The organism is Kineococcus aridisoli (assembly GCF_050871885.1).
In the GTDB taxonomy this organism is placed as follows: domain Bacteria; phylum Actinomycetota; class Actinomycetes; order Actinomycetales; family Kineococcaceae; genus Kineococcus.
In genome coordinates this window covers 64,123-90,911 of the sequence record NZ_JBJLSF010000007.1, presented here as the reverse complement: position 1 = coordinate 90,911, position 26,789 = coordinate 64,123, and the positions used below count along the sequence as shown (strand labels likewise).

Here is a 26,789-nt window from a genome sequence, read left to right as displayed (position 1 = left end):
CCCCCCCCCCCCCCCCCCCCCCCCCCCCCCCCCCCCCCCCCCCCCGGCCGGGGGCCCCGCCCCCCGGGCCGGGGGTGGTCCGCGCGGGCCGGGCGCGGGTCAGGCGACGCGGACGACGAGGGCGTCGGGGGCGCGGTCGAAGTCGCCCCCCGAGGGGTCGTCCAGCCCGCGGACGGCGCGCACCGGGTCCGCGGCCGGGCGGCGCGCGTCGCGCACCACGCACGCCACCAGCCAGCCGAGCGCCGCCAGCCGCACGAGCAGCAGCAGCGCGTACAGCTCCGCCGGCAGCGCCCGGTCCGGGCTGGACTGCCCGGCGATGTACAGCCACACCGCGCCGAAGTAGGCGCCCTCCGCGACCCACCACAGCAGGTGCTCGCGCCAGCGCGGGAGGGCCAGCGCCGCCAGCGGCAGCAGCCACAGCGAGGCCTGCACCGGGAAGGAGGTGCCCAGCGCGCAGAAGCCCGCCACGAGCAGGAACGCCACCTGCGCCAGCCGCGGCCGGCGCGGCGTCCACAGCACGAACACCGCGACGAGCACCGTCCACACCACCCACGAGCCCACCGCCAGCGCGGTGACCGCGCCGCTGGGCAGCCCGACGGCGTCGGGAGCGCCCGAGGCCTGCTGCACCAGCTGCGGCAGCACCCACGGGGAGCCGTACCCGGCGCGCTGGTCGCCGAAGGCCGTCAGGTAGGCGCTCCAGGCCCCGGGCCGGGCCAGCGCGAACGGCAGGTCCACCGCCAGCCAGGCCGCGGCGGCCGCCGCCAGCGTCGTGGCGGTCGCGCGCCAGCGCCCGGTCCGCACGGCCAGCAGCACGATCGCCAGCAGCAGCAGGGCCGGGTAGGTGCGGGCGGCGACGGCCAGCCCGAGCAGCAGCCCGGCCGCGACGGGGCGCCGGCGCGCCCAGGCCGCCGCCCCCGCCGCGGCCAGCGCGACACCGACCAGGTCGAAGGAGACCAGGGCGCTGAGCAGCAGGACCGGGCTGGCGGCCACGAGCAGCGCGTCCCAGCCGCGGCGCCGGCCCGCGCTCACCCGCACGGCGACGACCACGGCGAGGGCCGCGAGCAGCAGCACGACGCTGCCGGCGTCGAAGTAGGCGCGCTGGGCCTCCACGCTCACCTGGGCCGGGGCGGCGCGGCCCACCAGCCACGCCAGCGCGGCGGTGACGGGCGGCTGCCCCAGCGAGACGCCCTCGGCGTAGGGGCCCAGGCCCGCGGCCAGGCCGGAGGAGGTGTAGACGACCGGCAGGTCCGAGTAGCAGGCGTGCACGAACTGGTCGGGGCTGTTCCACCCCTGCGCCCGGCAGTGGTGCTTGGTGAGCGCGCCGAGCGCCACGACGAGCGAGGCCAGGGCGACCGACACCGGCAGGGAGCGCGCCCACCACGGCCCCTCGCCGGCGAGCCGGCGCCCGGCCGGGCCGCCGAGGACCTCCGAGCCGGCGCGGGCGAGCGGGTCGGCGAGCGTGGGCGGGACCGGTGCGGGCGGCGCGGGCGGGTGCGGGCTGGGGGTGTCGCTGCTCACCCCGTCAGCTTCCCCTACCCGGCGCTCGCCGCGCTGGTCGCCGCTGCGGCAGCGGCCTCCGGCGCGGCCGCCTGCTGCCCGCCCTGGGCGGCCTCGGCCTCGGCCCCGCCGCCGTTCCCGCCACCGTTCCCGTTGCCACCACCACCGTTGCCGTTGCCACCGCCGTTGCCGCCGCCGCCGCCGGAGGACGAGGAGGTGGCCGAGCCGGAGCCGCCGGTCGGCGAGCTCGTCGCGGACCCGGTCGCGGTGGCCTCGGGGGTGTCCGTCGGGGTGCCGGTGGGGGTGTCCGTGGGCGTGTCCGTGGGGGTGTCCGTGGGCGAGGACGTCGCGGTCGGGGACGAGGACGTCGCCGACGGCGTCGAGGAGCGGGTGGAGGTGGAGCTGGAGGTGCTCGCGGAGCCCCGGGAGGTGCCGACGTTCGCGCGGTCCGGGAAGTCGCTCTCCTCCGTGCCGGCGAGGGCGGCGCGCATGAAGGCCGTCCAGATGCGCACCGGGTAGGAGCCGCCGGTGACCTCCCGGCCGCCCAGGTCCAGCGACTCGTTGCTCTTGCCGTCCGGGCTGGTCTGGAACAGCGCCACGCTGGCGGCCAGGTCGGGGGTGAAGCCGGCGAACCAGGCCGAGACGTTGTCGTTGGAGGTGCCCGTCTTGCCGGCCGCGGGCCGGCCCAGCCGCTTGGCGTAGGAGCCGGTGCCCGACTGCACGACCTGCTGCAGCGCGTAGGTGGCGTCGGCGGCCACGTCGGGGGCGATGGCCTGGCTCGTGGTCGGCGAGGCGGTGTAGGTGCGGGTGCCGGTGGAGTCGTCGATGCTGGCGATGGTGTGCCACTGGGTGCGCTTGCCCTGCGCCGCGAACGTCGCGTACGCCTGCGTGACGTCGATGGGGTGCGGGGAGGAGGTGCCCAGCACGTTGTTGACGTACTGCTCGCCCTCCATGCCGGGGGTGCTCTCCGGGTAGCCCATGCGGACCGCGACGTCGCGGGTCGCCTCCGGGGTGACCTCCTCGTTGAGCTGGGCGTAGACGGTGTTCACCGAGTGCTCGGTGGCCGTCACCAGGTCGATGCGGCCGAACTGCTCGTCGCCGAAGTTGCGCACGGGCTTGCCGCCGAAGGTGCGCGGGCTGGAGCCGTTGAACGTCGTGCGCAGCGAGATGCCCTTCTCCAGGGCCGCGACCAGCGCGAACGGCTTGAACGTCGAGCCCGGCTGCGCCCGCGCCAGCGTCACGTCGTCGTACTGGTTGGCCAGGTAGTCGGCGCCGCCGTACATCGCGGTGACGCCGCCGGTGGCGGGGTCGATGGCCGACAGCGCGACGTGGAAGCCGACGGGCAGCTCCTCGGGCAGCTGGTCCTGCACGGCCTCCACCGCGGCCGCCTGGGCCTCGGCGTCGAAGGTCGTGGTGATCCGCAGCCCGCCGCGCTCGATCTCGTCCTCGCTCAGGCCGACGGTGCCCGACAGCTCGTCCTGGACGGTCTTCAGCAGGTAGCCGTTGGTGCCCGACCACTGGTTGTCCTCGACGACCTCGATCGTCTCCGGCATCCCCGCGGCGGCGCGGTCGGCCGGCGAGAGCCAGCCCTCCTCGACCATGCCGTCGAGCACGTAGGAGACCCGGGAGGCGGCGGCCGCGGCCTGCTCCTCGCCCTTGCGGGGGTCGTAGTTGCCCGGCGCCTTGAGCAGGGCGGCCAGCAGCGCCCCCTGCGAGGGGGTGAGCTGGGAGACGTCGACGCCGAAGTAGGCCTTGGAGGCGGCCTGGATGCCGTACGCGCCGCGGCCGAAGTAGACGGTGTTGAGGTAGTTCTCCAGCGTCTCGTCCTTGGACTGCTGCTGGTCGATCTTCAGCGCGAGGAAGAACTCCTCGGCCTTGCGGGTGTACGACTGCTCGGAGGAGAGGTAGTAGTTCTTCACGTACTGCTGGGTGAGCGTCGAGCCGCCCTGCTGCGAGCCGGTCTGCAGGTTGTTCCACACCGCGCGGGCGATGCCGGACGGGGAGACCCCCCGGTTCTCGTAGAAGCCGCGGTCCTCGGCGGCCAGGACGGCGTGCTGCACGTGCAGCGGCACCTGGTCGATCGTGACGTTCTCGCGGTTGCGGGCGGCGAAGGTGCCCAGCTGGGTGGTGCCGTCGGCGTAGTAGACGGTGCTGACCTGCGCGTCCGCGAGCTCGTTGGGGTCGGGCACGTCGACGAGGGCGTAGGCCGCGGCGAAGCCGCCGGCGCCCAGCACCAGGCCGGCCACGACGAGCCCGAGCAGCCACCGCAGGGCCCGGCGGCGCGGGCGGCGGGCCGGCCGGGCGGGGGGCCGGCGCCCCGGGGTGGGGGCGGGGGCGGGGCGTCGAGCAGCCACGGGCGTCTGGTCCTCCGGCGTCGGGCGCACCGGCGTGGGGAGCGGGACGCTCGCCGGTCGCTGCGTGGGTGCTGCCGGTCCATCGGCAGCTGCCGCCGCGGCCTTCGGCTCCGGCGGCCTCCCCCAGTATGCGCGGCCGCCGGTGGTGCACCCGCCCGCGGCGCTGCTCCGGACGGGTGTGCACCACACCTCCACACGAGGTCCGCGAGGCGGCCCGCGCCACCGGGACCACCCCGGCGTCTACGGTGATCACGTGCCCGAGACGCCGCGCGACGGGGTCCTGCCCGAGCTCGGGCGGCTGGTGCGCACCGCCCGCTACCGCCACCTGGTGGGGGTGCGGCTGAGCGGGCAGGCCGCCGACGGCGTCTTCCAGGCGGGGCTGGCGTCCCTGTTCTTCTTCTCCCCCGAGCGGCAGGCCACCCCCGCCGGGGTCGCCCTCGCCTCGGCGGTGCTGCTGCTGCCCTTCACCGTCGTGGGCCCGTGGGCGGGGGTGCTGCTGGACCGCCGCCCGCGCCGCTCGGTGCTCGGCTTCGGCAACCTGCTGCGCGCCGGGCTGGCGCTGCTGACCGCGGCGGCGCTGCTGGGCGGCGCCGGTGACGTGGCCGTGGGCGTGCTCGCGCTGGCGGTGCTGTCGGTGAACCGGGCGCTGCTGGCGGGCCTGTCGGCGGCGCTGCCGCACGTGGTGCCGCCCCAGCGGCTGGTGCTGGCCAACTCGGTGACCCCGACGGCCGGGACGGTCGCCGCGGGCGCGGGGGCGGCGACCGCGGTGGCGGCCACGGCCGCGGCGGGCACCGGGGGGCACGCCGACGTCGTCGCGCTGGGCGTCGCGGCGGGCGGCTACCTGCTGTCGGGGCTGGTGGCGCTGCGCTTCCCGCGGGAGCTGCTGGGCCCGCCGCCCGGTCACGTCGCCGCCCGCCCGGGGCTGCGGCCGGCGGCGGCCGACGTCGCGGCGGGGGTGCGGCACCTGCGGCAGCGGCCGGCGGCGGCCGCCGCGCTGGGGCTGGTCGCCTGGCACCGGTGGGCGTTCGGGCTGACGACGGTGGCGATGGTCGTGCTGTGCCGCACGACGCTGGCCGACCCCGACGACCCGGCGGCGGGGCTGGCGGCGCTGGGCGTGCTGCTGACGGCGGTGGCGGCGGGCTCGGGCGCGGCGGCCGTCCTCGCGCCGTGGGGGGCGCGCCGGGGCCGGGTGCACGCCTGGATCCGCGCCTGCCTGCTGCTGGCCGGGGCCGCGCAGGTGCTCGTCGGCCTCACCGACGAGCGGGTGCTGCTGGCCGTGGGCGCGCTGCTGCTGGGGCTGGGCGGCCAGGGCGCCAAGATCGGGGTGGACACCGTCGTGCAGCGCAGCGTCGACGACGCCTACCGCGGCCGGGTCTTCACCGCCTACGACCTCGTCTTCAACGTCAGCTACTGCCTGGCCTGCGGTGCCGCGGTCGTCCTCGTGCCGGCCGACGGGCGGCTCGGGGCGGTCGCGGCGCTGCTGGGGGCGGGGTACGCGGTGTGCGCGCTGGTGCAGGGCCGCGGGCGCAGCCGGCTGCGGGACTGAGCCCCGCGCCGCTCAGGCGGGCGGCTCGTCCACGACGGTCGGCGGCGGGAAGAACGGGCCCACGGTCACCGAGGCCGTCGCGGTGGCCGGCGCCGACGAGCCCGCCGTCCCCGTCGGGGCGGGGGCTCCCGTGGCCGGGTCGGTCGCCGGCGGCCTCGTGCCGGGCGGCGTCGTCGGCGGGGTGGTGTCGGGCGGGGTGGTCGGCGGGGTGGTCGGCGGGGTGGTGTCGGGCGGAGTGGTCGGTGGGGTCGCCGGCGGCGTCGTCTCGGGCGGGGTGGTCGGTGGCGTGGTCGGCGGGGTCGTCGGCGGTCCGCTCGGGGTGCGGGTCGCCGGCGGCACGACCACGTCCGGCCCGGTGGCCGGCGGCGGGGGCGGGCTGCCCGGTGCGAGCGTCGGGGCGGGCGGAGCGGCGGGCGGCGGCACCGGCGGGACCCCCGGCGGCAGCGCTGGCGCACCGGTCGCCGGGGGCGCCGGGGTGGTGGCCGCCGGCGCCGGCGACCCCTCCCGCGAGGGGGTGGCGGCCGAGGACGGGGAGCGGCGCGTCGAGGACGGCGCCGCGTCGTCGTCCTCCTCGGCGGTGCCCGCGGAGGAGTCGGAGGAGGTGGCGGCGGGCGGGGCGACCGGCAGCGAGGACGTCGGCACCGGGGTGGCGTCGTCGTCGGGCTGGACGATGGCGACGGGGTTGGGCACGTCCTTGAGCCGGCCCTGCTGGACGGCGGCGATGGCCACGGCGGTGCCGGCCGTCGCCAGCAGCAGCGCGCCGACGACGACGACCACGGGCCGCTTGGGCAGGGCCCGCACCCGCGCACCGCGCACGGCTGCGGGCAGCACGACGTCGGGGTCGGCGCCGTCGTGGGGGTCCGCCCCGCCGTAGGGGCCGGGACGCGGTTCGACGAACGCGCGCATGCCGTTCACCCACGCCGGCAGCCGGTCGGGCCGCTGGGCGGGGTCGTCGGACAGCGCCTGCAGCAGCAGTTCCGCCAGCCCGGGGTGGGGCGCGGTGATCGGGGCGGCGGCGAGCTGGCGGCGCACCAGGGCCGGTTCGAGCGCCCCGTCGGGCCCCGCGGCCGGCGGCTGACCGGTGAGCAGCAGCACGGCGGTGGCGCCGAAGCCGAAGACGTCGCTGGCCGCCGACGGCAGCGCCCCCGCCCGCACCTCGGGGGCGGTGTAGACGCTCGTGGTGCGCCGGAGGGGCCCGTGCCGCAGACCGCCGAGGCTCGCGCCGCCGAGGCGGACGCCGTCGGCGGGCCAGAAGCCGCCGAGGCGGACGGTGCGCGGGGTGATGTCGCCGTGGACCAGCGGCGGGGCGTCCTCGGAACCGCGGTGCAGCTCCTGCAGCACGCCGGCGGCGGTGGCCAGGACGGTGAAGCGCTCCTCGACGCCGGCGCCGGGGTCGTCGCGCAGCCAGTCGGCCACCGAGCGGCCCGAGGCCTGCTCCAGGACGGCGTAGCTCCACTCCCGGCCGGCGGTGTCGGCCTGCCCGGGCGGGTGCGGGGCGGCCCCGGCGAAGGTCTGCAGCACGCCGGCGAGGCGGGCGTGGCGGACGCGGGCCAGGCCGGCGGCGCGCTCGCGCCACAGCTGCTCGGGGGAGCCGCCGTCGTCGGTGCGCGCGCCGGCGTGCCCACCGGCGTGCCCACCGGACTGCTCGTCGCTCCGCTCAGCGTCCTGCTCGTCGCCGTGCACGTCGCCGTGCACGACGCTGAGGTCGTCGGGGCCCACGGGCCGCAGGGCGGCCAGGGTGAACAGCGCCTCGCCGGCGGCCGCGCGGTGGTCCAGGACGTGCCAGGCCTCGTCGGTCCCCTCGGCCTCGCCCAGCAGCTCGAAGCGGTCCGGGTCGTCGGCCGGGCCGGCGTGGTGGCGGACCAGGGAAGGGGCGTCGGCGGAGGTCAGCCTGTCGTCCGGCCATCCCTCGGTCGTCACCTGCGGCACCTCCGCGCCTCGGCGGTGCGCCGTGCGCACCGTGTTCGGGCCTCCATGATGCCCCAACCGGGCGAGCGGTCGACCCCGTACGGCCCGCGCGGGCGGCCGCTTCCTTGAACTCCCGTCGACGGCGCGCTATGGAGCCGCGGGCAGCAGGGCCGCACGCACCGCCTCCAGCCCCTCGACGTGGACGTCCGGGCGCGGCCGGGCCGCCCAGTCCGCGGCGTCCAGGCGCAGCCGCTGCTGCTCCACGGCCCGCCCCTCGCGCACCGCGCGGGAGCGGCCGTCGTCGCGGTAGCCCAGCCCGCGCGAGACGGCCAGGCTCGCCGGGTTGTCCACGAACGCCTCGCTGCGGGCGGTGAGCGCCCCCAGGCCGGTGAACGCCAGGTGCAGCACGGCGGCGCGCATGAGCCGGCCCGTGCCCCGCCCCTGGTGCTCCAGCCCCAGCCAGGAGCCGGTGACGACCTCGCGCAGCAGCGGGAAGCCGCTGGACTCCAGCGACTGGGTGCCGACGACCCGGCCGTCGCGGCGGACGACGAAGTCGAGGCGCCACTCCTGCGGCGTCCACGAGGCCCAGCCGAGCAGGTGCCAGCGCAGCGTGCGGCGGGCGCGCTCGGCGGGCTCGCAGCGCGTCCACGGCACCGCGAAGGGCATCGCGTCGGGGGCGTGCACGCCGCGGGCCGCGAGCTCGGCGAGCTCGGCCAGGGCGCCGAGCTCGCCCGTGCGCAGCTCCACCCGCCCGCCGTCGGGAGCGGCCACCGACAGCCGCAGCCCGGCGAAGGGGTGCAGCGCGACCGGCAGGACGGCGGGCTCGGCGGGCTCGGCGGGCTCGGCGGGCTCGGCGGGCTCGGCGGGCTCGGCGGGCTCGGCGGGCTCGGCGGGCTCGGCGGGCTCGGCGGGGTGGGGCGGCACCCGTCGAGGCTGCCGCGGGGGCCGCCCGCGCCGCCACCGGTTTCCCGGTGCCGGCCGGGCGGGGGTGCGGCGCGCTCAGCCGGCCGCGGCGGGCTGGTCGAAGACCGTCACCCGGGGCGGGGTGCCCGCGAAGGCCTCCACCCGCACCGCCGCGTGCTGGCCGGTGCAGGCCTGCGCCAGCCGCGAGGAGCCGATGTCGCGGGTGAGGACGTTGACGTTGCCGTACCCGCAGCTGACGCCGGCGGCCTCGCCGGCCACCGGGTCGAACCAGGCGCCGGTGGACATCTGCACCACGCCCCGGCGCACGGCGTCGGAGACGACGAGACCGCCCAGGCAGCTGCCCCGGCGGCTGCGCAGCACGACGACCTGCCCGTCGGCCAGGCCCAGGGCGGCGGCGTCGGCCGGGTGCAGGCGGACCGGCTCGCGCCCGGCGACCTTGCCCGCCTGGGAGGTGGCGCCGTGGTCGAGCTGGCTGTGCAGGCGGGTGGCCGGGTTGTTGGCGATCAGCCGCAGCGGGAACTCCTCGTCGGGCTCCTCGTCGGGCGCCAGCCACACCGGGTGCCCGGGGCAGTCGTCGTAGCCGAAGCCCGCGACCGTCTGCGAGTGCAGCTCGATGCGCCCGCTGGGGGTGCGCAGCGGGTAGGTGGCCGGGTCGGCGCGGAAGGAGGCGAACATCACCTTCTCGACCGGCTCCTGCGGCAGCGCGAACTCCCCCGCCGCGACGAAGTCGGCGTAGCGGGGCGCGCTGATCCCGGCGCGGGCGGCCGGCCCGGTGCGCCACTGCTCGTACAGGTGCTCCACCCAGTCCTCGGCCTTGCGGCCCTCGGTGAAGCGGTCGCCGACGCCGAGGCGGGTGGCGAGCTCGGACAGGACGGCGTAGTCGTCGCGGGCCTGGCCCAGCGGGGGGTGCACCCGCCCCATGGCGATGAGCCGGTCGTCGTAGCGGGCGGCGCCGACGTCGGTGCGCTCCAGCGTCGTCGTTGTGGCGAGGACGACGTCGGCGTGCCGCGCGGTGGAGGTCCAGAACGGCTCGTGCACGACCACCGTCTCGGCCGCCTGGAACGCGCGCCGCAGCCGCAGCAGGTCCTGGTGGTGGTGGAAGGGGTTGCCGCCGGCCCAGTGCACCAGCCGCAGGTGCGGGTACCTCTCGTGCCGGCCGTCGACCTCGTAGGGCTCGCCGGGGTGCAGCAGCGCGTCGGCGATGCGGGCGACGGGGATGCGCAGCCGCAGCGGGTCGGCGAACTGCGGCAGCGTCGGCAGCGGGTAGCTGCCCGCGCGCCGGCCGACGCCGCCGGTGGAGGCGTAGCCGTGGCCGAAGCCGCCGCCGGGCAGGCCGATCTGGCCGAGCATCGCGGCCAGGGCGACGGCCGCCCACAGCGGCTGCTCGCCGAAGCGGGTGCGCGCCACCGACCAGCTGACGGTGACCATGGTGCGGCCGCGGGCGGCGCGGCGGGCCAGGTCGCGGATGCGCCCGGCGTCGATGCCGGTCAGCGGCGCCGCCCACTCCGGCGTCTTCTCCACGCCGTCCTCGGCGCCGCGCAGCGAGGCGAGGAAGACGTCGGCGCCGGCGGTGCAGCGCTCCAGGAAGTCCCGGTCCAGCAGGTCCTCCACGAGCAGCACGTGGCACATCGCCAGCAGCAGCGCCGCGTCGGAGCCGGGCACGACGTCGAGCCAGTCGGCGTCCAGCTCGGCGGCGAGGTCGTCGCGCAGCGGGGAGACGAGGACGAACTCCGCGCCGCGGGCCCGGGCCGCGCGCAGCCGGCCGGCGACCTCGTGGCGGCTGATGCCGCCGCTGGCGACCTCGGAGTTCTTGGCCGGCAGCCCGCCGAGGGCCAGGACGAGGTCGGTGTGCGCCTCGATGCTCGACCACGCCGTCGGCGACAGCAGCGGCTCCTGGTTGCCGACCACGTGCGGCATGAGGACCTCGCCGACGCCGTGGCTGTAGGTCCACGAGGAGCGCACCGCCCCGCCCAGGCAGTGCGAGAAGCGGTGCACCTGGCTCTGGGCGTGGTGGAAGCGGCCGGCGCTGGCCCAGCCGTAGCTGCCGGCGAAGACGGCCTGCGGGCCGTGCTCGTCCAGCACCCGCCGGTACTCGGCGGCGACGCGGTCGAGCAGCTCGTCCCACTCCACGGGCAGGAACTCGTCGTGCCCGCGCCGCGGGTCGGGGCCGGGACCGTCCTCCCACCAGCCGCGGCGCACGTGCGGGCGCAGCACCCGGGCCGTCGGCGTCGCCGCGACGGGCACGTTGCCCAGCAGCGGCGAGGGCTCCGGGTCGTCGGGGTGGGCCGTGACCCGCACGCCGGCGGGGGTCTGCTCGGCGCGGAAGGCGCCCCAGTGCGAGGAGTGCGGGGTCCCGGTGCTCACCTCCCCAGGATCCCCGATGCCGTCGGGTGCCCGTCCACCCGGGCGGGCCCGCGGGGACCCGCCGGATCCACCCGTCCGGAGCACTCAAGTCCCGCCGGGCACCTGCCGATGAGGGGCCATGACCGAGAGCAGCTCCCCACGCCGGACGGGTGACCGGGACGGCGCCCGCCGGGCACGGGCGGCAGCGCCGCGCGTGCGCGGGGGCGGGGTGCGGCTCGCGGTCACGACGGCCGTCGTGGTGGCCGTCCTGTCGATCGTGGCGTCGTCGGCCGTCGGGTTCCAGGACCCCTCGGCCGTGGTCTGGTGGCCGGCCGCGGGGGCGGCCCTGGCACTGGCCGTGCGGCGCCCGGCCCGGCGGTGGTGGTGCGTCGCCGGGACGCTGGTCGGGACCGTGGCCGCCAGCCACGTGCTCGGCGTCGACAGGACGGGCACCGCGGTGTTCGCGAGCGCGCAGGCGCTGCAGTGCGGGGTCGGCGGTGCGCTGGTCTCCGTGCTCTGCGGAGGGGAGCCGGCGCGCTTGCGCAGGGGTCGTGACGCGTGGCGGTTGCTGGCGGGGGCGGTGGCGGGGGTGGCCGCCGCCGCGCTGCTGGTGCAGACCGCCACGCCGGGGCAGTTCATCGAGTACGCGCCGCGCCAGCTGCTCGGCGTGCTGCTCGTCGCGCCGCTGCTGCTGCTGCCGCGCTCGCCGCTGGTGGGCGGGCACCGCAGCCGGGCCGCGGTGACGGAGTTCGCCGCCGTCGTGCTCGTGGCCGCCGGCGTGGCCGCGGCGGTCTTCTGGTCCCGCTTCTCGGACCCGTGGTCCTTCCTGGTCGTCGTGCCGGTGCTGTGGGGGGCCGCGCGGCTGGGCGTGGGGCGGGCCCTGACGGTGCAGCTGGTCGTGGCCGTGGTCGCCACCGCGGGGACCGTGGTCGGCGACCCGGGCCAGACCGACGGCGTGCTGCAGGCGCTGCTGTTCACCTCCGGCGCGGTCGCGCTGGTCATGTCGCTGGTGGTGCGCTCGCGGGAGCGGGCCGTGGTCACCGCCGAGCGGCGCGAGGAGGTCTTCCGCCGCACCTTCGACGACGCCCTGCTGGGCGTGGCGCTGCTGCGCCTGCGCGCGGACGGCTCGGCCGTCGTGGCCCGCGTCAACGACCGGCTGACCTCGATGCTGGGCCCGGGCGCCCGCGTCCTGCCCGGCTCCGACTGGTCCGAGCAGGTCCACGCCGAGCACCGCGAGGTCTTCGCGGAGGCCGTGCGCGAGATGGTCGAGGAGGTCGACGCCGGGCGCCGGGCGCACTGGCACGCCGAGCTGCAGCACGGCGACGGCGAGGTGTGGCTGGAGCTGGCGGTGGCGGCCTGGCCCACGCCGGGCGACGACGGCACGCGCGGCGAGGTCGCCGCGGTCGTGCAGGTCGTCGACGTCACCCAGCGCCGGCTGGTGCAGCGGCGGCTGCGCGAGGCCGCGCTGCACGACCCGCTGACGGGGCTGCCCAACCGCACGCTGCTGGAGGACCGGCTGCGCCACGCGCTGTCGGCGGCCGGGCGCAGCGGGCAGCAGGTGGCGCTGCTCTACTGCGACCTCGACGACTTCAAGCCCGTCAACGACACCGGCGGTCACGCCGCGGGCGACCACGTCCTCATCGGCGTCGCCGAGCGGCTGAGCGCCGCGGTGCGCCCGGGCGACACCGTGGCCCGCCTGGGCGGCGACGAGTTCGCCGTCGTCTGCCCCGACCTGCCCGACGAGGCGGCCGCCGCGCACGTGGCCGAGCGCATCGTCGCGGAGATGGCCGAGCCGTTCGCCGTCGCCGGGTGGAGCTTCCCCGTCGGCATCAGCGTCGGGCTGGCGATGGCCGAGCCGGGTGCGGACGCCCAGCGCGTCCTGCAGGACGCGGACGCGGCGATGTACGAGGCGAAGGGCTCGGGCAAGGGGCGGGTGCGCACCGCCACGCGCCGCGTGCTCGACCTGCGCGCGCGGGGCTGAGCGCACCCGCCGGCTCTCAGGGGAAGCGCACGGCCAGCAGGGCGCAGTCGTCCTCGGCGTGGCCGCCGACGAGCTCGGTCAGCAGCGTGTCCAGCAGCTGCGCCGGCGGCAGCCCCGCGCACCGGCCGAGCACGGCGCGGGCGCGCTCGATGCCCCCCGCCAGGCTGCGGCCGCGGTGCTCGATGAGGCCGTCGGTGTAGAGCAGCAGCGTCGAGCCGGCCGGCACGTCGACGGAGTGCTCGCCGCGCACCACCTCCGGCAGCAGCCCCACGAGCAGGTCCGGCGGCGAGCTGAGCAGCCGGGTGGACCCGTCGGGCAGCAGCAGCAGCGGCGGCGGGTGGCCGGCGTTGGTCCAGCGCAGCCGCCGCGTCCCCGTGAGCGGGTCGCGGGCGCCGACGCGGGCCAGCACCAGGGTGGCCAGCCCCTCCACGCCCAGCCCCGGCAGCGCCCGGTCCAGCCGCGAGACCAGCGCCGGCGGCGCCTCGGGGCGGTCCCAGACGAAGGCGCGCAGCAGGCCGCGGACCTGGCCCATCGTCGCCGCGGCCACCACGTCGTGCCCGGCCACGTCGCCGATGACGAGCGCGACGTCGCCGTCGGGCTGCACGACGACGTCGTACCAGTCCCCGCCCACCGACTCCTCCCGGCTGGCCGGCAGGTAGCGCCCGCGCACCAGCAGGCCCTCCACCTCCGGCAGCCGCGGCAGCAGCGAGCGCTGCAGCACCTCCGCCCGCGAGCGCCGCTCGGCGTCCAGGCGGGCGCGCACGACGGCCTGGGCGGTGAAGCGGGCCAGCGCGCTCCACACGTCGGCCTCGGCCTCCAGCGTCTGGCGCGGGGAGTCCCACACCAGGACCAGGACGCCGAGCAGCTCCTCACCGGCCAGCAGCGGCAGGTACGCCGAGGCGGCGGGCAGCGGCAGCGGCCCGGAGCCGTCGGCGTCGGGGAAGGCCGCCCGCAGGGACCGCCCGTCGGCGAAGAGCAGGGAGCGGCGCTCGCGGGCGGCCGCCGCGGCGGGCAGGGGCGCGTCGAGGCCGACGACGTCGCGCTGCGCGGAGGCCTGCGGCACCGTCGCGGGCTCGACGGGGCGCAGCCGCCGGTGGGCCGGCTCGTGCAGCAGCAGACCGCTCCGGGCGCCGCCGAGGCGAGCGCGGGTGACGGCGGCGACGGTGGCCGCCACCTCGCCGGCGGTGCGCGCCGCGCCGAGGGTCTCCGCGAGGCTGAGCAGCAGCCGGGTGCGCTCCTCCAGCAGGCGCAGGCTCAGCTCGGCGGAGCAGGCGGCGGCCAGGTCCTGCAGCACCTCCAGCTGCTCCTGGGTCCAGCGCCGGGGCCGGTCGTCGATGGCGCACAGCACCCCGACCACGGGCGAGGCGGGGTCGACCTGCCCGGTGACGGGGTCGGTCAGCCGCAGCGGCGCACCGGCGTAGGCGACGACGCCGAGGTCGGGGATCGCCGGGGAGCCGGCCACCAGCGGTTCCAGCCGGGCGTCCTCGACGACGAACGTCTTGCCGGAGGTGACCACGTGCTGGCAGAAGGAGTGGCTCAGCGGGGTGCTGCGGGTGCTCTGCCACGGCTGCGGCAGGCCGACGGCGCCGGGGAAGACCTGCCCCTCCCGGCTGACCATGCTGACGAGCGCGACGGGGGTGCCCAGGGCCGTGGTGCCCAGCCGGGCGAAGCGGTCGAAGTCGGGGTCCGGCTGCGCCGGCAGCAGGGTGCTGGCGGCGAGCGAGAGCTCGGCGCGCGCGGCGTCGTCCACCCGCCGCATCATGCCCGGCACCGCCTCGCGCGCCACCCCCGACCTGCCCGCGCGGGGTCCGGCAGGGGTCCGGGAGGGGGAGCCCCGGTTGCCGCCGCGCGACCGGGTGCCAGAGTTGAGGCGGCAGGTGGACTGGAGACGAACGAGGTGGCATGGCGCGCTTGGAGCTGCGGGCTGACCCGTCGGCTGCTCGGCGCACCCGTTCGTGGCTGCGCGAGCAGTTCGCCGGCACGCCCCTGTCCACCGGTGTCGGCCAGGTCCTGGAGCTGCTGACCACCGAGCTGGTGACGAACGCGGTCCGCCACGGCCGCGAGCCGATCGCGGTGGACCTGCGGCGCGCGGGCGGCACGGTCACGGTCTCCGTCAGCGACGGCGGGACGGGGCTGCCGCAGGTGCGGCACGTGCCGCCGACCGCCACGGGCGGGCGGGGCGTGGCCCTCGTGGACACCCTCGCCCAGCGGTGGGGGTCGCACAGCACCGGTGGGGGCAAGACCGTCTGGTTCGAGCTGGCGCTGTCCTGACTCGCACCCGCACCCCTCAGCCCTCGCGGGGCGGTGCGGGGCGAGCGGCGGGGGCGGCGGGCCGGGCGCCCGGGCGCAGGTCGACGACGGCCGGTGCCTGCGGGCGGGCGGCGGGCACCCGGGCGGTGCGCCGGCGCAGCCACCGGGCCAGCTCGCCGGCGGGCACCGGCCGGCCGAGCAGGTGGCCCTGGCCGAGGTCGCAGCCCAGGGCGGCCAGGTGCTCGCGGGCGGCCGGGGTCTCGATGCCCTCGGCGACCACGCGCAGGCCGAGCCGGTGCGCCAGCCAGACCGTGGAGGTGGCGATCGCCTCCGCGCGCGCGTCGCGGCCGATGCCCTCCACGAAGCTGCGGTCGAGCTTGAGCTCGTCGAAGACGTGCTCGCGCAGGTACGCCAGCGAGGAGTAGCCGGTGCCGAAGTCGTCGATGGACAGCGACACCCCCAGCTCCCCCAGCGCGGGCAGCACCGCGCCCGGGCCGTGCTGGTCGGCCATCGCCACGGACTCGGTGACCTCCAGCTGCAGGCGGTCGGCGGGGCGGCCGTGGCGCAGCAGCGCGGCGGCGACGGTCGCGGGCAGCTCCTCGTCGCGCAGGCTGCTGGCGGAGAGGTTGACGGCCACCCGCAGGTCGTGGCCGTCGCTGGCCCAGGCGGCGCTGGTGCGCAGCGCGGCGTCGAGCGCCCACCGGGTGAGGCGGTGCACCAGGGCGTAGCGCTCGACCAGGGGCAGGAAGTCGTCGGGGGCGATGAGACCCAGCTGCGGGTGGGACCAGCGCACGAGCGCCTCCACGCCCACGACGGCGTCGTCGCGCAGGTCCACCTGCGGCTGGTAGTGCAGCACCAGGCGGCCGGCGGCGGCGCGGTCGGCCGCGGAGGCGCCGGCGTCCATGCCCAGGGCGGTGCGCAGCTGCGCCACCCGCAGCAGGTCCCCGGCGGCGCGGGTGGAGTCGGCGGCGTGCTGGGCGGTGGTGCCGGTGACGAGGCGGACGGTGCCGCCCTCGGCCTTGGCCGCGTACATGGCGCCGTCGGCCAGGCGCAGCAGGTCCGCGGCGGTGCGCGAGTGCTCGGGGAAGGCGGCCAGCCCCACGCTGGCGCCGACGTGGACGCGGTGGCCGTCGAGGTCGTAGGAGCCGGCGAGCGCCGCGTGCGCGCGCTCGACACCGCGGCGGGCGAGGTCGACGTCGGGGCCTGGCAGGACGGCGGCCAGCTCGTCCCCGCCCAGGCGCGCGAGCAGGGAGCCGCCGGGCAGCGCGGTCGTCAGCCGGCGCACCACCTGGCGCAGCAGCTCGTCGCCGGCGGCGTGACCGAGGCCGTCGTTGACGGCCTTGAAGCGGTCGAGGTCGACGACGGCGAGGGTGAAGGGCCTGCGCCGGGCGATGCGCCGCTCCAGCTCCAGCAGCAGCGCCCGGCGGTTGGGCACGCCGGTGAGCTCGTCGGTGAGCGCCTCGTGGCGGTACTGGGCCAGGTCGAGCAGCTCGCGCTGGGCGCTGGCCCAGCGCACGAGGGCCGCCGCGGTGGCGGCCACGCAGGCCAGGACCACCTCGGGTCCCAGCCGCAGCCACCACGACCCGGCCGCCAGCACGAGGACGCTGGTGGGCAGCACGAGCGCGGGAGCCGCCATGATCGAGCGCTGCGACAGCGGGCGCAGCGGCACCGGCCGGGCCGGTCTGGTCGCGGCGACGCCCACGAGCAGCAGCCCACCGGTCCACAGCAGGTCCAGGCCGTCGCCGGGCCGGTGGACGTCGCGCAGGAAGACGATGCAGAACGCGACGTGCCCGGCGCTGACGACGACCATGCCGGCGGCCAGGTACCACCAGCGCGGGTCGCCGCGGGCGCCGAAGGCGACGTACGCGGCGCAGGCGGCGATGACGACGTCGGCGGCGGCGACGAGCACCCAGAAGCTGACGCCGGCGAACGGCTGGGCGCTGGTCGCGGCGAGCGGGCGCGCGACGAACTGCTGCACGAGGGCACCGGCGAGCAGGGCCAGGCCGAGGCTCTCGGCGAGGTGGCCGAGGCCGCCGCCGGCGCGCTGGGGCCACAGCAGCTTGCCGACGGCGCGGAAGAGCACGACGTAGCAGACGAGGTAGCCGGCCTCCAGGCCCGTGCCGGGCGGCACGGTGGAGCCGCGGGCGAGCTGGGCGACGTCGAAGCCCAGCTCGGAGACGCAGCAGGCGGACCAGGCCAGGGCGAACAGCCGCCAGGCGCCGCGCTCGCGGGTGGGCCCGGCGGCGCGCACCCACAGCAGCGCGACGACGAGCGCGGCGGCGGCGGTGCCGAGGACCAGGTCGGCCAGCTGGACGGTGCGGCGGTGGCCGACCGCGAAGGCGGCGACGTCGACGAGCAGGTACAGCGCCCAGGCACCGGCCGCGGCAGCGAGCAGCCGGCGCTGCCCCGTCGAGACGATGCTCACCGGACCCGCGTCTCCCAGGCGACCACGGAGAGGAATCCTGCCTCACCCAGCGCGCACACCGCGGGCCAGTTGCAGGTGCGTCAACCCTCAACCACCCCTTCGCCGCCCCTACTCGTGATCTTCCTCCAGCGCTGCGCGCTGGCTCCAGGTGCACCGTGGAAGATCACCACGGGAGGGGCGGGAGCTCAGGGCCGCCGGGCCCGCTCGCGCAGGTCGACCACCACGCCACCCGTGCGCTCCCCCGCGCGCTCCCCGGTGCGCTCCCCCGCGCGCCCACCCGTCAGGTCGAGCACCCGCCCACCCGCCGCAGCGGCGTCGAGGCTCGCGGCCAGGTGCTCGGCGGCCGCCCGCACGGCCAGCTGCGCACCGGCCAGCGCGGGCTCCTCGAGGAAGGCGTGCGGCACGCCCTCCACGAGCACGCGCCGCACGGGCACCCCGGCCTGCTGCAAGCGCGCGCAGAACTCGACGGCCTCGTCGCGCAGCGGGTCCGCACCGGCGACCACGACGGCCGTCGGCGGCAGGCCGGCCAGCTGCGGCGCGCGCAGCGGGCTGACCCGCGGGCTGCGGCGCGCGGCCCGGTCGGGCACGTACGCACCCCAGAACCACGCCAGGTCGGCCACCGAGGGCCCGAGGTCCTCGTGCTCGCGGTGCGAGGGGCGGTCGAGGTCGCAGTCCAGCACCGGGCACAGCAGCAGCTGGTGGGCGAGCGCCGGCACGTCCCCGGCGCGCGAGCGCAAGGCCAGCAGCGCGGCGAGCTGACCGCCGGCCCCGGCACCGGCGACGGCCAGCGGGGCGGCGGGCAGCCCGAGCTCGCCGAGCGCCCCGGCCGGGTCGCCGTCGGCCAGCCGGCACAGCACCGCGGCGGCGTCCTCCAGCCCCGCGGGGAACGGGTGCTCGGGCGCCAGCCGGTAGCCGAGGCTGAGCACCGCGGCACCCGCGGCGGCGGCCAGCCGCCGGCAGGTGGGGTCGTCGGTGTCGAGGTCGCCGGTGACCCAGCCGCCGCCGTGCAGGAAGAGCACGGTGGCGCGGGCGCCGGTGCGGGGGCGGTAGCAGCGGGCGGGCAGCGGCCCGGCCGCACCGCGGACGACGAGGTCGCGCACGAGCAGCTGCTCGTCGTCGACGGGCCCCGGGCCGCCGCGCCGGGCGCGCGAGCGGGCCGTGGCCGCTCCCGCGAGGTGCAGCGGCAGGTAGCCGCGCGTCGCCCGCGCCCGCCCGGCGACCCACGCCGCCACCTCCGGGTCGGCCAGCCGGGGGTCCGGGCGGGGCGGCGACCAGCGGTCCGGGCGCGGGTCCGGCGCGGACGGCGGGACGGTGCTGCGGGCCACGGCCGCTCCCCTCCTCGAGCTGCCCGGCGCCGCACGCCGGGGTTCGATCCTGCGGCGTCGGCGTGCGCGGCGCGTTGCGCGCGTGTGACGAACGTGTTGCGGCCGCGCGGGCCGGCGCCGGTCCGGAGCCGGGCCGGGCGCCGGGCGGGGGGACTGGCTGGGGCGGGGCGGCCGGCTGCGGCAGGATGCGCCGATGGACCTCGCCGCCTTCACCGCCGGACTGCCCAAGTGCGAGCTGCACCTGCACCTGGAGGGCACCCTCGAACCGGAGCTGAAGCTGGAGCTGGCGCGGCGCAACGGCGTCGACATCGGCCAGCGGACCGTCGAGGAGGTGCGGGCCACCTACGCCTTCGACTCCCTGGCCTCCTTCCTGGCCGTCTACTACCCGGCGATGGACGTGCTCGTCACCCGCCGCGACTTCCACGACCTGGCGATGGCGTACTTCCGCAAGGCCGCCTCGCAGAACGTCCTGCACGCCGAGGTGTTCTTCGACCCGCAGGTCCACGTGGCGCGCGGGGTGCCGTTCGCCGACGTGGTCGGCGGGTACCACGACGCGGTGCTCGAGGCGCAGCGCGAGCTGGGGCTGAGCGCGGCGCTGATCCTGTGCATCGTGCGGGACATGCCCGTGGAGAGCGCCGAGGAGGTGGTCGAGGCGGTGATGGGCTTCCGGAAGCAGGTCGTCGGCATCGGCCTGGACTCCGACGAGCGCGGGAACCCGCCGGCGAAGTTCGCGCACCTGTTCGCCCGCGCCCGCGCGGCGGGGTTCAAGCTCACCGCGCACTGCGACGTCGACCAGGAGGACAGCACCGAGCACCTGCGCCAGGTGCTGGAGGACATCCAGGTCGACCGGATCGACCACGGCACCAACGTCGTGGAGGACCCGCGGCTGCTGCAGCTGCTGCGCGAGCGCGGCACGGGCCTGACCTGCTGCCCCGTCTCGAACTCCTTCGTCACCGACGACTCCAAGGCGCCGGTCATCGCGCAGCTGCTGCGCAGCGGGGTCCGAGTCACCGTCAACTCCGACGACCCGGCGTACTTCGGCGGGTACGTGACGGAGAACCTCATCGCCCTCACCCGGCAGGCCGACCTCACCCCGGACGAGCTGATCCAGCTGCAGCGCAACGCCATCGAGATCAGCTGGGCGGACGAGGAGGTGCGCGAGCGGTTCCTCGCCGAGCTGGACGCCTACGAGGCCCTGGCCGCGCCCGACCTCTGAGCCGCCGCGCCCGGGGGCCCGCGGGAGCGGGCGGCGGCAGGATGGGCCGGGTGAGCTCCCCGCCCCGGCCGCTGCCCGTCCCCGCCCCCGAGCTGCTCGCCCGGGTGGCCTCCCGCCGCGAGCGGATGCTCGCCGACCTGCGCGCGTACGTGGAGGTCGAGACGCCCTCCGACGACCGCGCCGCCCTGGAGCGCGGGCTGGAGTTCGTGGAGGCGTGGCTGACCGCGCGCCTGGGCGCCCCCGCGGCGCGCTCGCTCACCGGCGGCGGCGAGCACGGCGACACCGTCGTGCTCGACCTGCCGGGGTCGCTGCCCGGCGAGCCCGTCGTCGTGCTCGCCCACTACGACACCGTGTGGAGCCTGGGCACGCTCGCGGAGGTCCCGTTCTCCCTGGAGGGCGACGTGCTGCGCGGCCCGGGCGTGTTCGACATGAAGTCCGGTCTCGTGCAGCTCGTCGGGGCGCTGGACGTCCTCGACGAGCTGCGGGTGCCCCGCCGCGACGTGCGGCTGCTGCTCAACGGCGACGAGGAGATCGGCTCGCCGGTGGCCCGCCCCGTCATCGAGGACGTGGCCCGCACCGCCGCGGCCGTGCTGGTGCTGGAGGCCAGCGGCCCGGGGGGTGCGGTGAAGACGGCCCGCAAGGGCGTCGGCCTCTTCCAGGTCCACCTCACCGGCGTGGAGGCCCACGCCGGCCTGGACCCGACGGCCGGTGCGAGCGCCGTGCTGGCCCTGTCCCGGGTCGTCCAGCAGCTGCACGCCGCCACGGACCTGGACGCCGGCACGTCGGTGAACGTCGGGGTCGTCTCCGGCGGCACCCGCGCGAACGTGACCCCGGGCCGCGCGTGGGCCTCGATCGACGTCCGCGTCTCCGACCCGGCCGAGCAGGAGCGCGTCGACGCCGTCCTGGCCGGCCTGGACACCGGCGACGAGCGCGTGGTCTGCGAGGTGACGGGCCGCTGGAACCGCCCCGTCATGGCCCGCACCGAGGGCACCGCCGCGCTGTACGGGCGCGCCCGCGACCTCGCCGCCGCCCTCGGCTTCGAGCTGCCGGAGGTCGCCGTCGGCGGGGCCAGCGACGGCAACTTCGCCTCGGCCGCCGGGGCGGCGGTCCTGGACGGGCTCGGCGCCGTCGGCGGCGGTGCGCACGCGCGCTCCGAGCACGCCACGGTCTCCGGGATGCTGCAGCGCACGGCGCTGCTCGCCGCCCTGCTGGCGACCACCTGACGCCACCTCGACCCCACCTCGACCCGACCTCGACCCGCCCCGCCTCACGCCCAGTCGAAGTACGTGGCGCGCCAGGCCATCCAGCCCAGCCACCGCCGCAGGTGCGCGGGAGCCGGTCCGATCGAGCAGCCCAGCGCGAGCACGGCGGCGGGCAGGTCCGCGTCGCCGAGGGCCAGCAGCTCCCCGAGCTCGGCGGCCAGGCGGGCGCGGAACCGCGCGTCCTCCCCCGCCATCATCCGGTGCTGGCTGAGGTCGGGGTGCACCCGTTCCAGGGCCGCGCTGCTGAACCAGCCGCCCAGCGCGCCCGCGAGCACCGGCCACCGCTCCCGCCGGGCCGCGGCGCGCGCGTCCTCCTCGGGTGCGGCGGGGTGCGCGCCCACGAGCACCCACCCCGGGGCGCCGGGGGACTCCCGCTCCAGCACGACCCCCACCCGCGACGTCGGGACCCGGGCGCGCTCGACGCCGTGCGGGTCGAGCAGCACGACCTCCCCCACGACGCGGCCGACGTCCCCCACGAGGTGCGCGCGGCGGCCGGGTCCCGCGGCGGGCGCCTGCTCCCCCCGCTCGCGCAGCAGCTCCCGCGCCCGCTCGGGCGCGATGTCCAGGGACCCGCCGCAGCTCCACCAGCCGGGGTCGTCGTCGAGGTCGTGCACGAGGGTGGCGGGGTCGTCCACGGCCTCCGTCATCCGCAGGTCCACCCACCGCGCCCACTGCCGCCAGGAGGTCCCGTCGGGCGGGTCCTGCCGGTTCACGTGCCCGAGGCGGCGGACGGCGGCGGCGTAGTCGTCGGCCGCCTCCGCCGCCGCGAGCACCTCGCGCCAGTGGTCGCGCTCGCGCGCGAGCACCCCGCGCCGCGCGGCCCGGGCGATCCCCCGCTCGAGCGCCTCCCGGGGGCACAGCTCGTCCCCGACCTCGCTGAACGCGAGTTCCACCGGTGCTGACACGATCCCCACTGCGCTACTCCAGGTATGCGGTCTTGACGAACCAGGACCCGTCCGCGGCACGCGACAGGACCACCTTGCACGACGACACCGGCTGGGCGGTGATCCGCCCGTCGGCCTCCCGCACCCACAGGGAACCCGCGCTCGCGGGCGCCGGTGCGCGCACCTCGATGGACCTCTCACCGGACGCGGCCTCCTGCGCGATCTCCTCGCGGTGCGTGCGCAGGACCTCGCCGATCCTCGCCTGGGCGGTCTCCAGGTCGGCCCACCGCGAGGCGGCGTCGGGCGGCCGGCGCTGGACGAGACCGCCCTCCACCTCCCCCGTCCGCAACCTGCGCCGCAGGAACGCGTCGTCGACGTCGACGTGCCGGGCGATGGTGTGCGCTCCGGCGAACACCTCGCTGTGCCGCAGGTCCACCCCGGTGAGCAGGTCGCCGAGCGCCTGCGGCAGCGGGTTCCCGTCGGCTGCCAGGTACCGGTGCAGCGGCGAGCCGGGCGGTGGCGCGTCCCGCGGGCCCGGCCCCGGCCCGCGGCCGACCCCCCGGCCCAGCAGCGCCGTCGCCAGCGAACCGGCGGCGGCGCCGTAGCGGCCGTCGGCGAGGTCGTCGAGGGGCGTCGCCGCGAGCGCGGTGCCGACGGGGTGCTCCGCCGCCTCCAGCAGCCGCGCGGGCAGGCCGGCGACGGAGCGGCGCCAGCCCGGCGCGTCCCAGGCCCACCCGAGCACCAGGTGGGCCTGGTCCCCGACCCCGGCGGCGAGGGCGTGCACGGCGTCGTCGACGTGCTCGGCGGCGCGGCGGGGGCGGTCGGGCACGTCGTGGACGAGGGCCAGCAACCGCTGCGCGAGGTCGGCGCAGGCGGTGTCGAACTCGGCCAGGGCCTGCCGGCGGGAGGCCTGCCAGTGCTCCAGCTCCGCGTGGTCCGCGTGCCAGGAGGCGAGGTCGCCGATGCCGATACCGGTGCCGATGCGCTGCTGCACCCGCTCGACGGCGGTGTCGACGCCGCGCAACCGGCCCCGCAGCGCCCCCAGCTCGCGCGAGAAGGCCTCGATCAGCCCCGCTCCCGCGGCGGCGGTTCCGGTGAGCAGGCCGAGGTGGCCGTGCAGCTCCGCGACGCGGTCGGCGAAACCGCCGCGCGCGGCGCCGTACCAGCCGCCGACGGCGTCGACCGCAGCCGCGACGCGGGTGGTGGTCCCCGCCAGTTCCGCGGCCACCGCGCGCGCCGCCGCCGCGGCCCCGTCGGCCGCCTCCGGCGACAGCGTCGACAGCTCGTCCATCCCCCACCTCCTCCCGGTGGGGTGGAGCCAAGCAGCCGCGAGGGCACCCGCCGGGTTCCTCCACAGGTCCCGGGGAGCGCCGGGGCCCTGTGGATCCGCGGATCGCGGGGGACCGCGGACCCGCGGGGTTCCGGCGCCGGGTCAGGCGGGCGGCGCCTCCCGCAGCGGGCGGTCGGCGTAGGCCAGCCGCACCGCGCCGTCGGCGGCGTCGACGTGCAGGCCGTGCAGCCGCAGGCCCAAGCGCTCGGCGACGCGGCGCGAGGGGTGGTTGTGCTCGGCCACCCAGGCGACGACGGGGCGGGCGGGGTCGGCGGCGTGCGCGGCGTCGATGCCGGCGCTCCCCAGCTCCAGCGCGTAGCCGTTGCGCTGGTGCGCCGCGGCGATGCGGTAGTAGAGGTTCCACACCCCCGAGCGGTGCCGCTGGGCGCCGCCGACCCCGACGACCTCCCCGGTGCCGGGCAGGCGCACCGTCCAGTAGCTCAGCCCGTCGCTGCCCCACCGCCCGGCCGCCCGCTCGACCCAGCGGCGCGTCGTGCCGACGTCGCGGTGCCGGCCCGCGGGGTCGAACCACCACCCGGCGGGGTCGGAGAGGATCCCGAACAGCGCGTCGGTGTCCGCGGGGACCACCGGGTCCAGCTGCAGCACGACGACCTCCGGGAAACCGCCTCGACGCCGGGCCGCCCATCGTGCCACCCTGGCCGGGTGATGCCTCGCAGCCAGTCCACGACGACGCCGGGAAACCTCCGGCGCCGCGCGCAGCACTGAGCTGACGAGTCCGAGCCCCGGGGAACTCCCCGGGGCTCTTCGCGTCCCCGGCGTTCCCCTCCCCGAAGGAGGACGTCCGATGGACGTGGACCACGCCGAAGACCACGCGCTGAGCGCCCACCCGGCCCTGGGCCGCCGCCTGGACCTGTTCGACACCTCACCGCTCGTGGGTCCGGGGCTGCCGCTGTGGCTGCCCGCCGGCGCCGTCGTGCGCGCCGAGCTGGAGCGCTTCGCGCTGGAGCTGTCGCTGGCCACCGGCTGCCGCCGCGTGCACACCCCCGTGCTGGCCAAGCGGGAGCTGTTCGAGCGCTCGGGGCACTGGCGGAAGTTCTCCGCCGACATGTTCCCGCCGGTGCGGGTGGGCGGGGAGGAGTTCGTGCTGCGCCCGGCGAACTGCCCGCACCACGCCCAGGTGTTCGCCGCCCGCCCGCACAGCCACCGCGACCTGCCGGTGCGCCTGGCGGAGCTGGGCTCGATGTTCCGCAGCGAGCTGTCCGGCGTGCTCACCGGCCTCAGCCGGGTCCGGCAGATCACCCTGGACGACGCGCACTCCTTCTGCCGCCCCGACCAGGTCGTCGAGGAGGTCGTCACCGCGCTGCGCGCCGTCCGGCACGCCTACGACGTCCTGGGGATCCGGGTGCACCGCTACCGGCTGTCGGTGCGCGGGGCGGCGCAGGCGCACCTGGGCGACGACGCGGTCTGGGCGAGCGCGGAGGGGGCGCTGCGCGAGGCGCTGGCGGAGCTGGGCGTGGAGCACGAGGAGGCCGCCGGTGAGGCCGCGTTCTACGGGCCGAAGGTGGACGTGCAGGTGCTGGACGGCCGCGGCCGGGAGGAGACCCTGTCCACCGTGCAGGTCGACCACGTGCAGCCGGAGCGGTTCGGGCTCACCTACACCGGCGCCGACGGCGCCGCGCACCGGCCCGTGCTGGTGCACCGCGGGCTGCTGAGCTCGATGGAGCGGCTGACCGCGCTGCTGCTGGAGGCGGACGACGGGTGGCTGGCGACCTGGCTGTCACCGGTGCAGCTGCAGGTGCTGCCGGTGAGCGGGGAACGCCACGGCGCCGCCGCGCGGGCCCTCGCCGACCGGTTGTCCGCGGACGGGCTGCGGGTGGAGGTGGCCGCGGACGGCCCGCTGCCGCGGCGGGTGCGCGCGGCCCGCGAGCGCCGCGTCCCGCACGTGGCGGTCCTCGGCGACGCCGAGCTGGCCGACGGGTCGGTCTCCGCGGGCGCGCCGGGCGCGGCCGCGGCCCGGGTCCCGGTGGCGGTGCTGCACGAGGGGTTGCTGGCCGAGGTGCGCGGGCGGCGGCGCGAGCGCAGTGGCTTCTCGGCCTGAACCCGGGCGGCGCCGGGCGCGGGACCGGCGGTGGGCGCGGGGCCGGGCGGCGGGGATCAGCCCGCGAGCACGGCCTCGCGCCGGCGCGCCCGCACCGGCTGCAGCGCGAGGACGCCGATCATCGCCAGCGCGACGGCGAGCGGCACGAGCCCGCAGACCGCCATGCCCGTGCGCGCCCCGGCGTGCTCGGTGATCCAGCCGATGATCGGGCCGCCGATGGGCGTGCCGCCCATGAACACCAGGACGTACAGCCCCATGACGCGGCCGCGGAACTCCGGGTCCACCCACAGCTGCACGGAGGAGTTCGCGATCGCCTGGAAGGCGAGGTTGGTGACGCCCATGACGACGAGGACGGCGATGAACGTCCCGAGGTTGGGGGCGAACGCCGCGAGCGCCTGCGCGGCGCCGAAGGCGGCGGCCAGCACGAGGATGGTCCGCAGCCGGGTGTTCGTGCGGCTGCCGGCCAGCAGCGCCCCGGTGATGGACCCGACGGCGAGGACGATGTTGAACGCCCCGTACAACCCCGCGCCGGCGGAGAACGTCTCGCTGGCCATCGCGGTGAGGACGACGGGGAAGTTCAGCCCGAAGGTGCCGAAGACGCCGACGAGGGCGATCGTCCAGCCCACGTGCGGGCGGTCGGCGACGTAGCGCAGCGCCGAGCGCAGCTGCCCACGGGCGCGCGGCAGGGCCGGGGTGGGGCGCAGCTCGTCGGTGCGCATCGTCGCCAGGGTGATCGTGGGCCCGAGGTATAGCAGGGCGTTGACGGCGAAGGCCCAGCCGGTGCCCACGGTGCCGATGAGCAGGCTGGACAGCGCCGGCCCCACGAGGCGGGTGCTCTGGAACACCGCGGAGTTCAGCGCGATCGCGTTGCGGACATGCTGCGGCGGAACAACTTCCCCGACGAACGACTGGCGGGTCGGGTTGTCCAGGGCGACGACGAGGCCGCCGACGACGGCGAGGACGTAGATCGCGCCGACGGTGATCTGCCCGCTGAGGGTGAGCACGGCCAGCGTCGCGGCGACGGAGGCGCTGCACAGCTGGGTGACGATCAGGATGTTCCGCTTGGGGTAGCGGTCGGCGACCATCCCGCCGACCATGCCCAGCAGCAGGATCGGCAGGAACTGCAGCGCCATCGCGATGCCCACGGCGGCGGGCGAGTGCGTCAGTTCCAGCGTCAGCCAGTCGAGGGCGATGTTCTGCACCCACACGCCGGTGTTGGCGAACAGCTGACCGGTGGAGTAGATGCGGAAGTTGCGCACGGACAGCGCGGCGAACGTCCCACCGCGGCCCGGTGGTGCGCTCGTGCCGGTCGACTCGGTGCTGGCCTCGGCGGCTGCCGGTGTCACGTCGTGGTACCCCTCGTGCGTCCCCCTGCGGTGTGCTTCCAGTGTCACCGCCCCCGTGGGTAGGGTGCAGCTCCAGGCGCCCGCATGGGCGGCTTATCAGTCATCACGTGTCGTGATGACGGGCGACGGGACGCGCGAC

General features: G+C 77.7%; 18 protein-coding genes. 6 read left to right on the top strand and 12 right to left on the bottom strand.

Annotated elements, in window-relative coordinates; all coding sequences use genetic code 11:
• Positions 1-99: 99 nt before the first annotated feature.
• Positions 100-1,518, bottom strand: coding sequence for a glycosyltransferase 87 family protein (locus ACRYM2_RS03765; protein WP_432519987.1), 1,419 nt, complete (start codon positions 1,516-1,518; stop codon positions 100-102).
• A 14-nt stretch (positions 1,519-1,532) separates the two neighbouring features.
• Positions 1,533-3,851: a transglycosylase domain-containing protein gene (locus ACRYM2_RS03760; protein WP_432519985.1), complete on the bottom strand. Its 2,319-nt coding sequence runs from the start codon at positions 3,849-3,851 to the stop codon at positions 1,533-1,535.
• A gap of 253 nt (positions 3,852-4,104) precedes the next feature.
• Between ACRYM2_RS03760 and ACRYM2_RS03755 the strand changes: the two genes are divergently transcribed.
• Entirely contained in the window at positions 4,105-5,397 is a 1,293-nt protein-coding gene (locus tag ACRYM2_RS03755; RefSeq protein ID WP_432519984.1) for an MFS transporter, read from the top strand.
• A 12-nt stretch (positions 5,398-5,409) separates the two neighbouring features.
• Here the strand turns inward: ACRYM2_RS03755 and ACRYM2_RS03750 are convergent, their stop codons facing one another.
• From ACRYM2_RS03750 to ACRYM2_RS03740, 3 genes are all read right to left on the bottom strand, one after another.
• Positions 5,410-7,317, bottom strand: coding sequence for a serine/threonine-protein kinase (locus tag ACRYM2_RS03750; protein WP_432519983.1), 1,908 nt, complete (start codon positions 7,315-7,317; stop codon positions 5,410-5,412).
• Between the two features lie 135 nt (positions 7,318-7,452).
• A complete protein-coding gene (locus ACRYM2_RS03745; protein WP_432519982.1) occupies positions 7,453-8,229 on the bottom strand; it encodes a GNAT family N-acetyltransferase in 777 nt (258 codons plus the stop codon).
• Between the two features lie 75 nt (positions 8,230-8,304).
• Complete coding sequence (locus ACRYM2_RS03740) at positions 8,305-10,593, bottom strand: molybdopterin-dependent oxidoreductase (protein WP_432519981.1); 2,289 nt, start codon at positions 10,591-10,593, stop codon at positions 8,305-8,307.
• A gap of 208 nt (positions 10,594-10,801) precedes the next feature.
• Here ACRYM2_RS03740 and ACRYM2_RS03735 point away from each other — a divergent pair, with 208 nt between their 5' ends.
• Positions 10,802-12,553: a diguanylate cyclase domain-containing protein gene (locus tag ACRYM2_RS03735; RefSeq protein ID WP_432519979.1), complete on the top strand. Its 1,752-nt coding sequence runs from the start codon at positions 10,802-10,804 to the stop codon at positions 12,551-12,553.
• A gap of 16 nt (positions 12,554-12,569) precedes the next feature.
• On the opposite strand, the gene ACRYM2_RS03730 is transcribed toward ACRYM2_RS03735, so the two are convergent.
• On the bottom strand, positions 12,570-14,303 hold the full coding sequence (locus ACRYM2_RS03730; RefSeq protein ID WP_432519977.1) for a GAF domain-containing SpoIIE family protein phosphatase: 1,734 nt from the start codon (positions 14,301-14,303) through the stop codon (positions 12,570-12,572).
• Between the two features lie 152 nt (positions 14,304-14,455).
• On the opposite strand from ACRYM2_RS03730, the gene ACRYM2_RS03725 reads away from it, so the two are divergent.
• Positions 14,456-14,824 (top strand): ATP-binding protein, encoded by a 369-nt coding sequence (locus ACRYM2_RS03725; protein ID WP_432519975.1) that lies wholly within the window; start codon positions 14,456-14,458, stop codon positions 14,822-14,824.
• 16 nt (positions 14,825-14,840) lie between these two features.
• Here the strand turns inward: ACRYM2_RS03725 and ACRYM2_RS03720 are convergent, their stop codons facing one another.
• Positions 14,841-17,228 carry a putative bifunctional diguanylate cyclase/phosphodiesterase gene (locus tag ACRYM2_RS03720; RefSeq protein ID WP_432519973.1) on the bottom strand — a complete coding sequence of 796 codons (2,388 nt, stop codon included), beginning with the start codon at positions 17,226-17,228 and terminating at the stop codon, positions 14,841-14,843.
• Positions 17,229-17,413: 185 nt separating this feature from the next.
• Positions 17,414-18,553, bottom strand: coding sequence for an alpha/beta hydrolase (locus ACRYM2_RS03715; protein ID WP_432519972.1), 1,140 nt, complete (start codon positions 18,551-18,553; stop codon positions 17,414-17,416).
• Positions 18,554-18,746: 193 nt separating this feature from the next.
• Here ACRYM2_RS03715 and add point away from each other — a divergent pair, with 193 nt between their 5' ends.
• Both add and ACRYM2_RS03705 read left to right on the top strand, forming a co-directional pair.
• A complete protein-coding gene (gene add, locus ACRYM2_RS03710; RefSeq protein ID WP_432519970.1) occupies positions 18,747-19,769 on the top strand; it encodes an adenosine deaminase in 1,023 nt (340 codons plus the stop codon).
• Positions 19,770-19,810: 41 nt separating this feature from the next.
• Positions 19,811-20,992 (top strand): M20 family metallopeptidase, encoded by a 1,182-nt coding sequence (locus ACRYM2_RS03705; RefSeq protein ID WP_432519969.1) that lies wholly within the window; start codon positions 19,811-19,813, stop codon positions 20,990-20,992.
• Between the two features lie 44 nt (positions 20,993-21,036).
• On the opposite strand, the gene ACRYM2_RS03700 is transcribed toward ACRYM2_RS03705, so the two are convergent.
• The 3 genes from ACRYM2_RS03700 to ACRYM2_RS03690 all read right to left on the bottom strand — a co-directional run bounded on the left by ACRYM2_RS03700 (position 21,037) and on the right by ACRYM2_RS03690 (position 23,851).
• A complete protein-coding gene (locus ACRYM2_RS03700; protein ID WP_432519968.1) occupies positions 21,037-21,924 on the bottom strand; it encodes a hypothetical protein in 888 nt (295 codons plus the stop codon).
• Positions 21,925-21,949: 25 nt separating this feature from the next.
• Positions 21,950-23,206, bottom strand: coding sequence for an RNase A-like domain-containing protein (locus ACRYM2_RS03695; RefSeq protein ID WP_432519966.1), 1,257 nt, complete (start codon positions 23,204-23,206; stop codon positions 21,950-21,952).
• A 141-nt stretch (positions 23,207-23,347) separates the two neighbouring features.
• A complete protein-coding gene (locus tag ACRYM2_RS03690; RefSeq protein ID WP_432519964.1) occupies positions 23,348-23,851 on the bottom strand; it encodes a GNAT family N-acetyltransferase in 504 nt (167 codons plus the stop codon).
• Positions 23,852-24,050: 199 nt separating this feature from the next.
• On the opposite strand from ACRYM2_RS03690, the gene thrS reads away from it, so the two are divergent.
• Complete coding sequence (gene thrS, locus ACRYM2_RS03685; RefSeq protein WP_432519962.1) at positions 24,051-25,304, top strand: threonine--tRNA ligase; 1,254 nt, start codon at positions 24,051-24,053, stop codon at positions 25,302-25,304.
• Between the two features lie 56 nt (positions 25,305-25,360).
• Here the strand turns inward: thrS and ACRYM2_RS03680 are convergent, their stop codons facing one another.
• On the bottom strand, positions 25,361-26,698 hold the full coding sequence (locus ACRYM2_RS03680) for an MFS transporter (protein ID WP_432519961.1): 1,338 nt from the start codon (positions 26,696-26,698) through the stop codon (positions 25,361-25,363).
• Between the last annotated feature and the right edge of the window lie 91 nt (positions 26,699-26,789).

What these genes read in the sequence shown, in the direction of transcription:
- ACRYM2_RS03725 (WP_432519975.1), top strand. Translation starts at nt 14,456, where the DNA reads ATGGCGCGCTTGGAGCTGCGGGCTGACCCGTCGGCTGCTCGGCGCACC.
- add (WP_432519970.1), top strand. Translation starts at nt 18,747, where the DNA reads ATGGACCTCGCCGCCTTCACCGCCGGACTGCCCAAGTGCGAGCTGCAC.
- ACRYM2_RS03705 (WP_432519969.1), top strand. Translation starts at nt 19,811, where the DNA reads ATGGGCCGGGTGAGCTCCCCGCCCCGGCCGCTGCCCGTCCCCGCCCCC.
- ACRYM2_RS03695 (WP_432519966.1), bottom strand. Translation starts at nt 23,206, where the DNA reads ATGGACGAGCTGTCGACGCTGTCGCCGGAGGCGGCCGACGGGGCCGCG.
- thrS (WP_432519962.1), top strand. Translation starts at nt 24,051, where the DNA reads ATGGACGTGGACCACGCCGAAGACCACGCGCTGAGCGCCCACCCGGCC.